The 14,855-nt window shown below is 61.4% G+C and carries 14 protein-coding genes; 8 read left to right on the top strand and 6 right to left on the bottom strand.

What is annotated here, in order from left to right:
* Nucleotides 1–143: 143 nt before the first annotated feature.
* The 3 genes from mak to ACJ8MK_RS06380 all read left to right on the top strand — a co-directional run bounded on the left by mak (nucleotide 144) and on the right by ACJ8MK_RS06380 (nucleotide 1,777).
* A complete protein-coding gene (mak, locus tag ACJ8MK_RS06390) occupies nucleotides 144–1,058 on the top strand; it encodes a fructokinase (RefSeq protein WP_442517591.1) in 915 nt (304 codons plus the stop codon).
* A gap of 102 nt (nucleotides 1,059–1,160) precedes the next feature.
* The gene (locus tag ACJ8MK_RS06385) at nucleotides 1,161–1,394 is read left to right on the top strand and encodes a type II toxin-antitoxin system Phd/YefM family antitoxin (protein ID WP_033637280.1); all 234 of its coding nucleotides are present in this window, start codon (nucleotides 1,161–1,163) and stop codon (nucleotides 1,392–1,394) included.
* Complete coding sequence (locus tag ACJ8MK_RS06380) at nucleotides 1,391–1,777, top strand: type II toxin-antitoxin system VapC family toxin (protein WP_033637281.1); 387 nt, start codon at nucleotides 1,391–1,393, stop codon at nucleotides 1,775–1,777. Before ACJ8MK_RS06385 ends, ACJ8MK_RS06380 begins: the two co-directional genes overlap by 4 nt.
* On the opposite strand, the gene licT is transcribed toward ACJ8MK_RS06380, so the two are convergent.
* The 3 genes from licT to sbcD all read right to left on the bottom strand — a co-directional run bounded on the left by licT (nucleotide 1,774) and on the right by sbcD (nucleotide 7,334).
* Nucleotides 1,774–2,622 carry a BglG family transcription antiterminator LicT gene (licT, locus tag ACJ8MK_RS06375; RefSeq protein WP_103829806.1) on the bottom strand — a complete coding sequence of 283 codons (849 nt, stop codon included), beginning with the start codon at nucleotides 2,620–2,622 and terminating at the stop codon, nucleotides 1,774–1,776. The two genes, ACJ8MK_RS06380 and licT, sit on opposite strands and share 4 nt — an antisense overlap.
* Before the next feature lie 231 nt (nucleotides 2,623–2,853).
* Complete coding sequence (gene sbcC, locus ACJ8MK_RS06370) at nucleotides 2,854–6,105, bottom strand: exonuclease subunit SbcC (RefSeq protein WP_033653285.1); 3,252 nt, start codon at nucleotides 6,103–6,105, stop codon at nucleotides 2,854–2,856.
* Nucleotides 6,102–7,334 carry an exonuclease subunit SbcD gene (gene sbcD / locus ACJ8MK_RS06365; protein WP_033653284.1) on the bottom strand — a complete coding sequence of 411 codons (1,233 nt, stop codon included), beginning with the start codon at nucleotides 7,332–7,334 and terminating at the stop codon, nucleotides 6,102–6,104. The genes sbcC and sbcD overlap by 4 nt, the downstream gene beginning before the upstream one ends.
* 215 nt (nucleotides 7,335–7,549) lie before the next feature.
* Here sbcD and phoB point away from each other — a divergent pair, with 215 nt between their 5' ends.
* The 5 genes from phoB (at nucleotide 7,550) to proY (ending at nucleotide 13,838) form a co-directional block, all read left to right on the top strand.
* Nucleotides 7,550–8,239: a phosphate response regulator transcription factor PhoB gene (gene phoB / locus ACJ8MK_RS06360; protein ID WP_004940438.1), complete on the top strand. Its 690-nt coding sequence runs from the start codon at nucleotides 7,550–7,552 to the stop codon at nucleotides 8,237–8,239.
* Between the two features lie 24 nt (nucleotides 8,240–8,263).
* A complete protein-coding gene (gene phoR, locus ACJ8MK_RS06355) occupies nucleotides 8,264–9,580 on the top strand; it encodes a phosphate regulon sensor histidine kinase PhoR (protein ID WP_025301740.1) in 1,317 nt (438 codons plus the stop codon).
* A gap of 14 nt (nucleotides 9,581–9,594) precedes the next feature.
* On the top strand, nucleotides 9,595–10,557 hold the full coding sequence (locus tag ACJ8MK_RS06350) for a PstS family phosphate ABC transporter substrate-binding protein (RefSeq protein ID WP_033647326.1): 963 nt from the start codon (nucleotides 9,595–9,597) through the stop codon (nucleotides 10,555–10,557).
* A 484-nt stretch (nucleotides 10,558–11,041) separates the two neighbouring features.
* Complete coding sequence (brnQ, locus tag ACJ8MK_RS06345) at nucleotides 11,042–12,358, top strand: branched-chain amino acid transport system II carrier protein (protein WP_033653282.1); 1,317 nt, start codon at nucleotides 11,042–11,044, stop codon at nucleotides 12,356–12,358.
* A gap of 73 nt (nucleotides 12,359–12,431) precedes the next feature.
* Nucleotides 12,432–13,838, top strand: a complete 1,407-nt coding sequence (gene proY / locus ACJ8MK_RS06340) for a proline-specific permease ProY (RefSeq protein ID WP_033653281.1) — start codon at nucleotides 12,432–12,434, stop codon at nucleotides 13,836–13,838.
* A gap of 46 nt (nucleotides 13,839–13,884) precedes the next feature.
* Here proY and ACJ8MK_RS06335 read toward each other — a convergent pair whose 3' ends face one another.
* The 3 genes from ACJ8MK_RS06335 to ACJ8MK_RS06325 all read right to left on the bottom strand — a co-directional run bounded on the left by ACJ8MK_RS06335 (nucleotide 13,885) and on the right by ACJ8MK_RS06325 (nucleotide 14,805).
* The gene (locus ACJ8MK_RS06335; protein WP_033653280.1) at nucleotides 13,885–14,172 is read right to left on the bottom strand and encodes a HigA family addiction module antitoxin; all 288 of its coding nucleotides are present in this window, start codon (nucleotides 14,170–14,172) and stop codon (nucleotides 13,885–13,887) included.
* A complete protein-coding gene (locus ACJ8MK_RS06330) occupies nucleotides 14,172–14,450 on the bottom strand; it encodes a type II toxin-antitoxin system RelE/ParE family toxin (RefSeq protein ID WP_019454217.1) in 279 nt (92 codons plus the stop codon). Before ACJ8MK_RS06330 ends, ACJ8MK_RS06335 begins: the two co-directional genes overlap by 1 nt.
* Nucleotides 14,451–14,535: 85 nt before the next feature.
* Entirely contained in the window at nucleotides 14,536–14,805 is a 270-nt protein-coding gene (locus tag ACJ8MK_RS06325; RefSeq protein ID WP_033653279.1) for a hypothetical protein, read from the bottom strand.
* Nucleotides 14,806–14,855: the final 50 nt, after the last annotated feature.

Genomic DNA, 14,855 nt, shown 5'->3' with positions numbered 1-14,855 from the left:
CGCTGAAAAATCGCCCCATTCTCTCCGAATTGCGTCGCCGACCGCAGCGGAAAAGGCCGGGCGGGGGAGAGGGAAACAGGTGATTCATCCGCGTACTTACATTAGGCTGTGGCAACGCTGCGCGGCATCGAGGAGAAAAATACATGCGCATTGGCATCGATTTGGGCGGGACAAAAATTGAAGTGATTGCGTTGGCGGACGACGGCCGGGAGCTGTTTCGCCATCGCATCGCCACGCCGCGCCATGACTATGGGCAAACCCTGGCGGCGATCGCCGGGCTGGTGAAACTGGCGGAAGATTATACCGGCGAGCGGGGATCGGTCGGGATCGGCATTCCCGGCACGCTGTCGCCGTTTACCGGGTGGGTGAAAAACGCCAACTCGGTATGGCTCAACGGCCAACCGCTGGACAAGGATCTCTCGGCGCTGTTGGCGCGCGAGGTGCGTATCGCCAACGACGCCAACTGCCTGGCGGTGTCGGAAGCCACCGACGGCGCAGGCGCCGGCGCGCAAACCGTGTTTGCGGTCATTGTCGGCACCGGCTGCGGCGCCGGCGTGGCGCTGAATGGGCAGGCGCATTCCGGCGGCAACGGCATCGCCGGCGAGTGGGGCCACAATCCGCTGCCGTGGCAGGATGACGATGAGCTGCGCTACGCCCGCGAAGTGCCGTGCTACTGCGGCAAACCGGGCTGCATCGAAACCTTTATTTCCGGCACCGGTTTCGCCACCGACTATGCGCGCCTGGGCGGCAACGCGCTGCAAGGGCACGAAATCATGGCGCTGAGCGAGCGGGGCGATGCGCTGGCGGAGCAGGCGATCGTGCGCTACGAAATGCGGCTGGCGAAAGCGTTGGCGCACGTGATCAACATTCTGGATCCGGACGTGGTGGTGCTCGGCGGCGGCATGAGCAACGTGGATCGCCTGTACCGCACGGTGCCGCAGCGGGTGAAAGATTGGGTGTTCGGCGGCGAGTGTGAAACGCCGATCCGCAAGGCGGTGCACGGCGACTCCAGCGGCGTACGCGGCGCGGCCTGGTTATGGCCGCAACAGCAGCGCTAAGCGTTGCAGCAAAGCGCGAGGCTGCTCGCGCTTTAAACCCTTCCCTGTACAAAAACTGGACGGCGCTTTATGCTTTAGCTAACTTAGCTAAGGAGGACGCGTATGCCGATTCAGGCCAATATGCACGAAGCCAAATCCAATCTGAGCCAGCTGGCGGACAGAGCCGCGGAGGGAGAAACCGTGATTATTGCAAAAGCAGGGAAGCCGTATGTACAGCTGGTCGCCATCCAGGGCGAAGCGCGCCGGCCCGGCGCCGCCAAGGGCAAGTTTACCGTGCCGGCGGATTTCAACGCGGGGGATGCGGCCATTGCGGCGCTGTTTGAGGGCGATGCATGAAGCGCCTGCTGCTGGATACCCACGCGTTGCTGTGGTGGCTGATTGATGACGCCTGCCTGGGCGCGAACGCCAAAAGGCAGATCGCCGATCCGGGCAATGCGGTATACGTCAGCGCGGCCAGCATTTGGGAGATCTCGATCAAGCAGGCGCTGGGCAAGCTGGCGCTGCCGGAAGACATCTTTGCGATCATCGAGGCCGAAGATTTTCTGGCGCTGCCGATGGACGCCTTTCATTGCCAACAGGCCGGGCAACTACCGCCCTATCATCAGGATCCTTTCGATCGCATGCTGATCGCACAGGCGCAGGCCGAGGGGCTGACGCTGATCTCCGCCGACGCGGTGTTTCCGCAGTACGGCGTGCGGGTGGCGGACGCCCGCCGTTAAGCCGGTTTTTCCTCGCTTTCGCTGCGCACCCGTTCGATATGAATGGTCAGGAACATCATCTCTTCCGTGGTGAGCTGGTGCTGATAGCGCTTTTCGATGTGGCGGTTGATCTTGCCGGCGCAGGCGAATGACTCACGGTATTTCTCTTTCACCACCTGATACAGCGAGTCGTCGTCGCTGTCGACGTAGTTTTTCCCCAGCAGGCGCTGGGCAAAGAATTTCAAATGGGTGACGAAACGGTGGTAGCTCAGGGCTTCCTCGTTGTAATCAAAGCGGAAGTGGTATTTGACCAGGTTGAGGATCTCTTGCATCACGCGGGTGATGTGCAGCGTGTTGTGCATCTCGTCGTTAAGCTGGGCGTTGACCAGATGCAGGGCGATAAATCCGGCCTCGTCTTCCGGCAACGCGGTATTCAGCCGCTCGGCGATCAGGGCCAGCGCCTCCAGGCCGACGGCGAACTCGGCCGGATAGAGCTTTTTAATCTCCCACAGCAAGGCATTTTTGATATCCAGCCCTTCCGCATGGCGCTGCAGAGCGAAATGGATGTGGTCGGTCAGCGTGATGTAGACGATGTTATGCAACTTGCCCGGCAGCCGTTCGCGGGCGAGGGTAATAATCTTGTCGGCGGTGGTGACGCAGGCCAGCGGGATCTCGGAGAGCAGCTCTTTATAGCGCTCGGCGATTTCGCCGCCGTTATGGGTGAATACCTTTTCGATCAGGCTTTCGTCCAGCGTGTCGCCGGGCTTCTTTTTAAAGCCGATTCCTTTTCCCATTACCACCGTCTCTTCCTGACGGTCGTCCAGCGTAATCACCACGTTATTATTGAGTATTTTAGCGATTTTCATGGTCTTTCCCGGTGTTTCAGCATCCTGAAAACGAAAAAACCTGACGCCCGGGAGCGATCCCGGGCGTCAGGTTTTGCCTGTATTTTATGTTTCTGTCCTGCGGCCTGAATGGCGGAGGGGATACAGTAACAATCCTGTTATGCCTGCATAATAACCCGTGCTCGCCGCGGCTCAACGCTTTTCACCGCGGAGTGCCGCCGCGGTCACACTTCTGCGCCGCGCGCGGCGGGATCACTCCAGCCTGAAGTGCGCCTCCAGCCGGCTGACGCCGAGTCCGTTGACCTTTTTCACCTTGATCTGCACCGGAATACGCTCTTTCATCGCCTCGACGTGGCTGATCACGCCAATGGTTTTGCCGGAGGCGTTCAGGCTGTCCAGCGCGTCCAGCGCGGTATCGAGGGTTTCGGCGTCCAGCGTGCCGAAGCCTTCGTCGAGGAACAGCGAATCGATGCTGGTTTTGTGGCTGACCAGATCGGACAACGCCAGTGCCAGCGCCAGGCTGACCAGGAAGCTCTCGCCGCCGGACAGGGTGCGGGTATCGCGCAGCGCGTCGGCCTGCCAGGTGTCCACCACCTGCAGCTCCAGCGCGTCGCTGGTTTTGCGCTGCAGCAGGTAGCGCCCGTGCAGCCGGCCGAGCTGAAGGTTGGCCAGATAAACCAGATGATCGAGCGTCAGCCCCTGAGCGAAGCGGCGGAACTTGTCGCCTTCTTTCGAGCCGATCAGCTGGTTGAGGTAGCTCCAGTCGTCGTAGTCTTGCTGGCTGCGGGCGATTTGCTCGAACAACGCCTGTTGATTGAGACGGCGGGCGGCATCGCTTTCCAGCTGGTTGCGCAGTTCGCCCTGGCGCAGCTGCAACGTTTTCAACTGCTGTGCCAGCTCGGCCAGCGATTGGGTGAGTGCGTCGAGATCCGCGTTGGCTTCATCCACCCCTTCCGGGCGGCTTTGCCGATGCTGCTCCAGCGTTTGCGTCGCCTGCGTCAGCAGGGCGGCGGCCTCCACCTGCCGCTGTTGCAGTTGCTCTTTGCGCTGCTGCAATTCGCGGCGCAGGGCGTCGTCCAGCAGCGCAGCGGCGAAGGCGGTTTCATCGGCGAATTCGCTGTCGGCCAGCGCCTGCTGCCACAGCTGCTGCGCCTGCTGCAGCCGTTCCTGCATTTGGGTGTGCTGTTGTTGCAATCCGGCCTGCTGGCCGGCCAGGCGCTCGCGCAGTTCCTGCGCTTTTTGCCACTGCTCGGCGGCCTGCAAGCTGGCCTCCTCACAGGCGGTTTGTTTGGCGCGCAGCTGTTCGCGCACCTCGGCGACCTGCTGTTCGCCGAATAGCGCCAGCCGCTGCGCGCGCCGTTCGGCGAGGGTCTTCTCGCCTTCTTGCCAGCGTTGTTGCAGGTCTTGCTGCTGTTGCAGGCTGTCGGCATGGGTTTTCTGCAGCAGCGTAAAGCGCTCTTCAAGCAGCGCCTGCCGTTGCTGCGCCTGCTGCTGCTGCGTTTGCAGAGCGGCGAGCGCGTCTTTTGCCTGCTGTACCGCCTGCGCCGCCTGTTCATGCTGCTGCAGCGCGTGTTGCCCGCGCCGCTCTTCATCGTCGCAGCCGCTCAGCCAGGCGCTGAGCCGCTCGCCCTCGGCCAACGTAAAGTCGAATGCCAGCGGCGCGCTGAGCTGCTGCCACTGCTGCTGTTGGGCAGCCAGCTGCTGCTCATCCTGCGCGATAGCCTGCTGTTGGCGTTGCAATTGCTGTTGCAGGTTGTCGTAACGGGCTCGCAGCTCGACGCCTTGTTTTTGCAATGCTTCGGTCTGGACTTTCATTTGCTCCAGACGTTGCGCAGTTTCTGACAGTTTTACCTCTTGGTATTGTTCTACCGCCGGGTGATCGCATGAGCCGCACAGCGGGCAGGGGGCGCCGGGTTGCAAACGGGCGCGCTCGGCTTCCAGACCCACGATCCGTTGTTCCAGCGCATAGGTTTTTTCAACATCGGCCTGGTGGGCTTTCTGCTGCTTAAATTGCTGACGGATGAGCTCTAACTGTGGCTCCAACTGGGTCAGTTCATTTTGACCGATGTTTAGCTCTTGCCGCTGCTGTTCCAGCCGTTTAACAACTTGTTGCGATAAAGAGGCGAGCGTAAATAACTGCTGGCGCGTCGGGCGCAGATCCGCCAGGGCGCTCAGGCGCTGGCGCAGCGGGGCCAGCGGCGTTTGCGCCGCCAGCGCCTGCTGCTGTTGCTGCTGAACGGCCAGCGCTTCGGTCAGCGCGTTCAACTGCTGCTGATGCTGTGCGGCCTGCGCCGTCAGCTGGCTGCGCTCGGCGGTGAGCTGCTCCAGCGTGGTTTTCTGTTTGGCACACTGCTGCGCGGCGGCATCGCCGGCCTGTCGCCGCTCGGCCTGCGTCGACTGCAGTTGGGCGATCTGATGGTCGAGCGGGGCGACCTGGTCATCGATCAGCTGTTGCTGCTGCCGCATATGCTCGGCATGGGCTTGCTGCGCCAGACGGGCCTTTTCCACCGCCTGCTGCAGCGGCGCCAGCTGCGCCGAGTGCTGTTCCTGTTGCTGCGTCAGCTGGGCTGCCTGCTGTTGTATCGTCTGCAGCTCGGCGCGGCAGCGATCGCGTTCACCGCGCAGCGGCCGCAATTTCTCGGCCGGTTCGCTGAGCGCCAGCCGCTGCAGCTGCGGGGCGGCCTCCGTCTGCTCGCGCTGGGCGGTTTCCAGCCGCCGTTGACCCTCGTTTTGCTGTTGCTGGAGGCGTTGCCATTGCTGCAGCCAGCTCAGCGCCTGTTGCTGTTGCTGAGTTTGCTTACCGAGGGCGCTTTCCTGCGCGCTCAGCGCCGTCAGCTGTTCAGTCAGGGAGTGGCGCTGTTCATCGTTCAGCAGCTCGATGCCGCTGGCGCGCTGGTGCAACCCATCCAGGTCGGTTTTGGCCTGCTTGTGCGATTCGAACACCTGTTCGGACAGCCGCCCGTAGATTTCGGTGCCGGTCAGCTCTTCCAACAGTTCGGCGCGATCGTTGGCGTCGGCGTTGAGGAACGCGGCGAACTGCCCCTGAGACAGCATCATCGATTTGGTGAAGCGGCCGAAGTCCAGCCCGGTGATGGCGGCGGTGATCTCCAGCTTGTCGCGCACCTTGTCCGCCAGGATCTTGCCGTCCTCGCGGCGCGCCAGTTCCACCTTCGGTGCCTGCAGATTGCCGTCCGGCGCGTTTTTGGCGCGGCGCTGGCTCCAGAAGGCGCGATAGCCGACGCCCTTGACCTCGAATTCGACCTCAGCCAGCGATTCGGCGGTGTGGCGGGTCATCAGTTCATTCTGGCTCGGCGTGACGTTGAGACGCGGCGTCTGGTGGTACAGCGCCAGGCAGATGGCGTCCAGCAGGGTGGTTTTGCCCGCGCCGGTCGGGCCGGTAATGGCGAACAGGCCGTTGCTGGCGAACGGCTCGGCGGTGAAGTCAATTTTCCACTCGCCCTGCAGCGAGTTGAGGTTTTTTAACCGCAGGCTGAGGATCTTCATGGTTGGGTCTCCTCAGGATTGTGCTGCACCGCCTCGACCACCTGGCGGAACAGTTGATGCATCCGCCGTTGGCGCGCTTCTGGCATGTCGGCCTCCTGCGCCAGGCGCCGTTCGAACACCTCGTTGACGCTCAGTTCGTTGAGCGTTTCCTTATCCTGCTGTGCGATCGCCTGGCGGCGCTGCTCTTTGCTGCGCCGCAGCAGCACCACTTCCACCGGCAGCTCATCCGCCAGCAGCCGGATGCGGCGCTGGATATCGCTGAGGTAGTCCTGCGTCGCCACTTCGATATCCAGCCACACCGGCAGCTCGCCGGCATAGTCGGCAAATTGCTGCAGCTGCCGTTCGATCTCGGCCAGATCGCCTTTGATCAGCTGCATGGGCTGGAACTGCGGGATCGCTAACGCTTCTACCTGCTGCAGGGCGCCGTCGGCGAAATCGACCAGGAAGACGCTTTTGGCTTTGCCCAGTTCATCGAAGCTGAGCGGAATCGGTGAGCCGCTATAGCGAATATGCTCTGATTTGGCGACGTTCTGCGCGCGGTGAATGTGGCCCAGCGCGATATAGTCGGCGGGCGGGAAGGCCTGCGCCGGGAAGGCGTCGAGGGTGCCGATATAGATGTCGCGCACCGAGTCGGAGGTGGTGACGCCGACGGTGGTCAGGTGGCCGGTGGCGACGATCGGCAGCGGCAGGCCCAGCCGATCGCGGCGTTCGCAGGCCGCCTGATACAGCGCCTGGTAATGTTCGGCGATGGCTTCCTGCAGCGCCTGCTGTTTTTGCGCGCCGGATTCGCCGGCGCGGCTGGTGAGCAGATCGCGCGGCCGCAGAAAAGGAATGGCGCACAGCACCGCGCCCGGCTGGCCGTCGCGCCGGTTCAGCACCACGATCTGCTGCTCAAGGGAGCCCTGCGCGCTCGCGATCACCGTGGTGTTCAGGCAGGAGAGCAGTTCCCGCGATTCGTTCAGCGTCGCCACCGAGTCGTGGTTGCCGCCCAGCACCACCAACTGACAGCCGGTGCGCTGCAGATCCACCACGAAGCGGTTGTACAGCTCGCGGGCGTAGCTGGGCGGCGAGCCGGTATCGAACAGATCCCCGGCGACGATCAGCGCATCCACCTGCTGCTGCTCGATCTGCTCGATCAGCCAGTTCAGAAAAGCCTGGTGCTCGGCGGCGCGGCTTTTGGTGAAAAAGTACTGGCCAAGGTGCCAGTCAGAGGTGTGGATCAGGCGCATGACACTCCCGGATGCAAAGGTAATGGCGATGATTATAAAGGCCGCGGCGGCGGCTGTCCCGGCGCAATGATGATGACAACCGGATGATTTTTCTTTGCGCCGGGAAATAATCGCTATGCTTACTGCCTATAACAGCCGCTTTTTTTCATAAAAGTGTCACAAAACTGACGCATAATGGCGCCCGCAAAGTCGCTAACACATTGGCAGGATTGACGATGGCAAGACGCATACTGGTGGTGGAAGACGAAGCGCCGATCCGTGAGATGGTGTGCTTTGTGTTGGAACAGAATGGTTACCAACCGTTGGAAGCCGAGGATTATGACAGCGCCGTGACGCGCCTGTCTGAGCCGTTCCCTGATTTGGTGTTGCTCGACTGGATGTTGCCCGGCGGTTCCGGCATTCAGTTTATCAAACATATGAAGCGCGAAGCGCTGACCCGCGATATTCCGGTGATGATGCTGACCGCGCGCGGCGAAGAGGAAGACCGGGTGCGCGGCCTGGAAGTGGGGGCGGATGATTACATCACCAAGCCGTTCTCGCCCAAGGAGCTGGTGGCGCGCATCAAAGCGGTCATGCGCCGCATTTCACCGATGGCGGTGGAAGAAGTGATTGAAATGCAAGGGCTGAGCCTGGATCCGTCCTCCCACCGCGTGATGGCGAACGATCAGGCGCTGGACATGGGGCCGACCGAGTTCAAGCTGCTGCACTTCTTTATGACCCACCCGGAGCGGGTTTATAGCCGTGAGCAGTTGCTTAATCACGTCTGGGGCACTAACGTTTATGTGGAAGACCGTACCGTTGACGTGCATATCCGTCGGCTCCGCAAGGCGTTAGAAACCAGTGGGCATGATAAAATGGTTCAAACCGTTCGGGGCACCGGCTACCGGTTCTCAACGCGCTACTGATCGCGCTGCGCTGGAGAATATGCCGTGTTAGAACGTCTGTCGTGGAAGAGGCTGGCTCTGGAGCTGGCTCTTTTCTGTTTGCCCGCCTTACTGCTGGGGCTGATTTTCGGTTATCTGCCCTGGTTCCTGCTGGCCTCCGCGCTGGCCGCGCTGGTGTGGAATTTCTACAACCAGCTCAAACTCTCTCATTGGCTGTGGATCGACCGCAGCATGACGCCGCCGCCCGGCCGCTGGAGTTGGGAGCCGTTGTTCTATGGCCTGTATCAGATGCAGCAGCGCAATCGCCGCCGCCGGCGTGAGCTGGCGCTGTTGATCAAGCGCTTTCGCAGCGGGGCCGAATCGCTGCCTGACGCGGTGGTGATGACCACCGTTGAAGGCAACATCTTCTGGTGCAACGGGCTGGCGCAGCATCTGCTCGGCTTCCGCTGGCCGGAGGACAACGGCCAGCACATCCTCAACCTGCTGCGTTATCCGGAATTCAGCCACTACCTGCAACAGCAGGAGTTCTCGCGCCCGCTGACGCTGCAGCTGAACAACGAACACTACGTCGAATTCCGCGTGATGCCCTATTCCGAAGGGCAGTTGCTGATGGTGGCGCGCGACGTCACCCAGATGCGCCAGCTGGAGGGGGCGCGGCGCAACTTCTTCGCCAACGTCAGCCATGAGCTGCGCACGCCGCTGACGGTGCTGCAGGGCTATCTGGAGATGATGGGCGACGAAGAGCAGGACGGTTCGCTGCGCAGCAAGGCGCTCGGCACCATGCAGGAACAGACCCGCCGGATGGACGGGCTGGTCAAGCAGCTGCTGACGCTGTCGCGCATCGAGGCGGCGCCCAATGTCGACATGAACGAGCGGGTGGATATCCCGCTGATGCTGCGGGTGTTGCAGCGCGAGGCGCAATCGCTGAGCGGCGGCAATCACGAGATCACTTTCCGGGTGAACGAACAGCTCAACGTGTTCGGCAATGAAGACCAGTTGCGCAGCGCGGTGTCTAACCTGGTGTACAACGCGGTCAACCACACGCCGAAGGGCACCCATATCGAAGTGAGCTGGCAGCAGACGGCGCACGGCGCGCAGTTCCAGGTCAGCGACAACGGGCCGGGCATCGCCGCCGAACACCTGCCGCGCCTGACCGAGCGTTTTTACCGCGTCGACAAGGCCCGTTCGCGCCAGACCGGCGGCAGCGGGCTGGGGCTGGCGATCGTCAAACATGCGCTCAGCCATCACGACGCGCGGCTGGAGATCCTCAGCGAGCCGGGGATCGGCACCCGCTTTATCTTTACCTTACCCAACCGGTTGATTGTTCCCGCCGCTTTATCAGAGAATGCGGTGAAAAATTAACGCGAGACACCGGTATGACCCGAATAACCCGAGGGCTGTTGCTTTGCCTGGCGCTGCTGGCCGGACGCGGCGCGCTGGCGCAGCCCGACGGCATGCTGGCGGGCAACCTGTCCAGCGTCGGTTCCGATACTTTGGCGAATCTGATGGCGCTGTGGGCGCAGGATTTCAGCCGGCATTACCCCAACGTTAACCTGCAGATCCAGGCCGCCGGCTCGTCGACCGCGCCGACCGCGTTGGCGGCGGGCGCCGCGCAGCTGGGCCCGATGAGCCGGCCGATGAAGGCGGCCGAGGTTTCGGCGTTCGAACACCGTTACGGCTATGCGCCGCTGGCGGTGCCGGTGGCGGTGGATGCGCTGGTGGTGTTGGTGCATCAAGACAACCCGCTGCGCGGCCTCAATCTGCAGCAGCTCGATCGCATTTTCTCCGCCACCCGGCGCTGCGGTGAAAGCAAGCCGCTGACGCGTTGGGGCGAGCTGGGGCTGAGCGGCGACTGGGCGACGCGCTCGCTGCAGCGCTTCGGCCGCAACTCGGCGTCCGGCACCTACGGCTATTTCAAACTGCGCGCGCTGTGCGGCGGCGATTTTATGCCGCGCGTCAATGAGCTGCCCGGTTCGGCCTCGGTGGTGCAGGCGGTGGCCGGTTCGCTCAACGGCATCGGCTACGCCAGCATCGGCTTTCGCGCCAGCGGCGTGCGGCTGCTGCCGTTGGCGGAATCGGGAGAGGACTATGTCGCGCCTACCGCCGCCAACGTGCGCAACGATCGCTACCCGCTGTCGCGCTATCTCTATATCTACATCAACAAAGCCCCCAATCAACCGCTGGAGCCGCTGACCGCCGCGTTCCTCGATCGCGTGCTGTCGAACGCAGGGCAGAGCCTGGTCAATCACGACGGCTATCTGCCGCTGCCGCCGGGCGCCCTGCAGAGGACCCGCCAGGCGCTCGGGCTGCAGCCGCTCGCGGCTGCCACGGTGCAATAAGCGACAAAAAGCGGCGTAATTTTCGCCTTTTTTAACGGCCAAACGGAGCTTATACCACGCGAAAACCGGGCATTTATTGGCGTTTTCGCGCGGTAAAGTGGTATATGTTTCACGTTTCGTGAATTCATTGTTCAAAAATGATACAAATCATGTAGTGTATATTTATTGATAGCCAATATGATCGACTGGTGGCTAAAGTTTATATGGTTGATAGCTCTGCTTTTCGCCGTGCGTCTTGCCTTGAAGCGCTATAAACGTTTACCTTAGCCCTCGTTGTCGGATTAAACCTCCATTTTTATAACTCCTAAAATTTTGCCCATCTTCATGAGCGGCCACTTTCGAATAGGGACATAAACGCCGGATCGACTGCGTTTAGGATGCTTATTTGGCGCTGCGACGATCGGGCATGCCGGCAACCGGTGGGGCGTCACGCCACCACGCTATCGGACAATTTTTTTCATTTGAACAGGCAACACGACATCGTATGAGTCATCGTTTAACGTCAAAAGATATCCTGGCACTGGGCTTCATGACCTTTGCCTTATTCGTTGGGGCTGGGAACATCATCTTCCCGCCGATGGTCGGCTTGCAGTCCGGTGAACACGTCTGGATCGCGGCGCTGGGCTTCCTGATCACCGCCGTCGGTCTGCCGGTCATCACCGTCATCGCGCTGGCGCGCGTCGGCGGCGGCATCGATGCCCTCAGTTCGCCGATCGGCCGCGGCGCCGGCCTGCTGCTGGCGACCGTCTGCTACCTGGCCGTCGGCCCGCTGTTCGCCACGCCGCGCACCGCCACCGTGTCCTTTGAAGTGGGCATCGCCCCGCTGACCGGCGACGGCGCCATGCCGCTGTTCATCTACAGCCTGGTGTACTTCGCGCTGGTGATCGGCATCTCCCTGTATCCGGGCCGCCTGCTCGACACCGTCGGCCATGTGCTGGCGCCGCTGAAGATTGTGGCGTTAGGCGTACTGGGCATCGCCGCGCTGCTGTGGCCTGCCGGCGCGCCGATTCCGGCGACGGCGGCTTACCAGAGCGTGCCTTTCTCTTCCGGCTTCGTTAACGGCTACCTGACCATGGATACGCTGGGCGCGCTGGTATTCGGCATCGTTATCGTCAACGCGGCGCGCTCGCGCGGCGTGAAAGACGCCGGTCTGTTGACCCGCTACACCATCTTGGCCGGTTTGATCGCCGGCGTGGGCCTGACGCTGGTTTACCTGAGCCTGTTCAAGCTGGGCTCCGGCAGCGGCGCGCTGGTGCCGGACGCCACCAACGGCGCGGTGATCCTGCACGCTTACGTTCAGAACACCTTCGGCGGCCTGGGCAGCTTCTTCCTGGCGGCGCTGATCTTCATCGCCTGTATGGTGACCGCGGTAGGCCTGACCTGCGCCTGCGCCGAGTTCTTCGCGCAATACCTGCCGTTCTCGTACAAGACGCTGGTGTTTATCCTGGGCCTGTTCTCGATGGTGGTGTCCAACCTCGGCCTGAGCCACCTGATCCAGATCTCCATTCCGGTGCTGACCGCGATTTACCCGCCGTGCATCGTGCTGGTGGTGCTGAGCTTCACCCTGCGTTGGTGGCACAGTGCCCCGCGCATCATCGCGCCGGTGATGCTTGTCAGCCTGTTGTTTGGTATCCTTGACGCGGTGAAAGCCTCCAGTTTCCAGCAGCTGCTGCCGGCCTGGACCACTCACCTGCCGCTGGCGGAGCAGGGGTTGGCATGGTTGCCGCCTTCGCTGCTGATGCTGGTGCTGGTCGCGATTTATGATCGGGTGTGCACGCGTTCCCAAGTGACCGCGCACTGATAATCCCCCGGCTTAATCCAGGGCCACGGACATGTCCGTGGCTTTTTTACGTTTAAAACTATGGGTCATTTTCATGCAACAACAGTCACCCACCACTGCCCCCGACAATAAGCTGAAACGCGGCCTCAGTACGCGTCATATCCGCTTTATGGCACTGGGATCGGCCATCGGCACCGGGTTGTTCTACGGCTCGGCGGACGCCATCAAAATGGCCGGCCCGAGCGTGCTGCTGGCTTACCTGATCGGCGGCATCGTGGCCTTTATCATCATGCGCGCCCTGGGGGAGATGTCGGTCAACAACCCGCAGGCCAGCTCGTTTTCCCGCTATGCGCAGGACTACCTCGGCCCGATGGCGGGTTACATCACCGGCTGGACCTACTGCTTTGAAATCCTGATCGTCGCCATCGCCGACGTGACCGCCTTCGGCATCTATATGGGGGTCTGGTTCCCGGAAGTGCCGCACTGGATCTGGGTGCTGAGCGTGGTGCTGATCATCGGCGCCATCAACCTGATGAGCGTCAAGGTGTTCGGCGAGCTGGAATTCTGGTTCTCGTTCTTCAAAGTCGCCACCATCATCATCATGATCGTGGCCGGCATCGGCATCATCATCTGGGGCATCGGCAACGGCGGGCAACCGACCGGCATTCATAACCTGTGGTCGAACGGCGGCTTCTTCAGCAACGGTTTTATCGGCATGATCCTGTCGCTGCAGCTGGTGATGTTCGCTTACGGCGGCATTGAAATCATCGGCATCACCGCCGGCGAAGCCAAAGATCCGAAAAAATCGATTCCGAAGGCCATCAACTCGGTGCCGTGGCGCATTCTGGTGTTCTACGTCGGCACGCTGTTCGTCATCATGTCTATCTACCCGTGGAACCAGGTGGGCACCAACGGCAGCCCGTTCGTGCTGACCTTCCAGCATATGGGCATCACCGTGGCGGCAGGTATCCTCAACTTCGTGGTGATTACCGCTTCGCTGTCGGCGATCAACAGCGACGTGTTCGGCGTCGGCCGCATGCTGCACGGCATGGCCGAGCAGGGCCATGCGCCGAAGATGTTCAGCAAGGTGTCGAAGCGCGGCATTCCCTGGGTGACGGTGGTGGTGATGATGCTGGCGCTGCTGCTGGCGGTATACCTCAACTACATCATGCCGGAGAGCGTGTTCCTGGTGATCGCGTCCCTGGCGACCTTCGCCACCGTGTGGGTGTGGATCATGATCCTGTTCTCCCAAATCGCCTTCCGCCGCAGCCTGAGCAAAGAGCAGGTGAAGCAGCTGGCGTTCCCGCTGCGCGGTGGGGTGTTCACCTCGGTGGTGGCGATCGTGTTCCTGGTGTTCATCATCGGCCTGATCGGCTACTTCCCGACCACGCGCGTCTCGCTGTACGCCGGCCTGGTCTGGGTGGTATTGCTGCTGGCGGGATACTGGTTCAAGGTCAACCATCAGAAAAAACGCGCGCCGCTGGCGACGCAGCAAGACTGAATGGAAAAACACCGGCTAAGGCCGGTGTTTTTTTTAGGAGCAGGCGTCAAGCGAAGTCCAGCTTGCGCAGTTTGGAAACGTCGATGCACTGCCTGGCCTGCCACAGATCGTAAGCATCCTGCATGCCCATCCAAACCTGTTCGGAACTGCCTATCACGATGGACAGGCGGATGGCCATTTCCGGCGAGATATCGGACTTTCCGCTGATCAGGCGTTGAACCGTGGAGGGCGCGACGTCCAGCGCTTTAGCCAGCGCACGCGCGCTGAGATTCAGCGTTTCCATGGTTTCTTTGATCAACTCGCCAGGATGAGGGGGATTATGCATGCGGTTCATTAGTGATAGTCCTCATAATTCACGATATAAACATCACCCTCGACCAGTTCAAACGTGATACGCCAGTTGCCGGTTACGGTGACGGACCATTGCCCGCTGCGAGCGCCCGTTAGCGGGTGCAAGAAGAAGCCGGGCAGATCTACGTCATCAATCACTTTCGCCAGATCCAGCACGCTCAGCCGCAGCGCGATTTTCTTCGCCTGCTTGGCGTCGATACCCGCCGTTGAACCGGTTTCGAAAAACTTTTTGAGTCCCTTATGCTTGAAGCTTCTTATCATCCTGACGGCTCCATGAGTGTTGCGCTATACGCATCATAGCCAGGTGTTGCGTATGGCGCAACAAGATGGGGCGTTTTTTAACCTATTATGCCGGGCGTTTGTCTTCCGCTTCATCCTCCCCGGCGACGCGCGCTTCGATACGCATGTCGCCGCCGTTAAGGCGTTCCTCCTCTTCCTCGCCGGCGCAGCGCGCCAGCACCTCGCGAATGTCTTGCATATTGCTGCTGAGGGCGCTCAGCGAAGGTTGCAGGTTGCGGGGCATGCGGCTTTCGTCCAGCGAAGCGCTGTGCAGGCAGCCGATAAACAGCAGGGTGGCCATCAGGGTAAACAGCCGGTGACGTAAGCGTTTCAGCAAGGGCTTTCCCTCTCGGTGGTGAAGGTGATGGCGCATTAACGCCGTTTTCA

This window comes from Serratia sp. CY38905 (assembly GCF_052168875.1).
Lineage (GTDB): Bacteria > Pseudomonadota > Gammaproteobacteria > Enterobacterales > Enterobacteriaceae > Serratia > Serratia sarumanii.
Note: the sequence above shows the minus strand (reverse complement) of the source record. Positions and strands in the feature narration are given on the sequence as shown.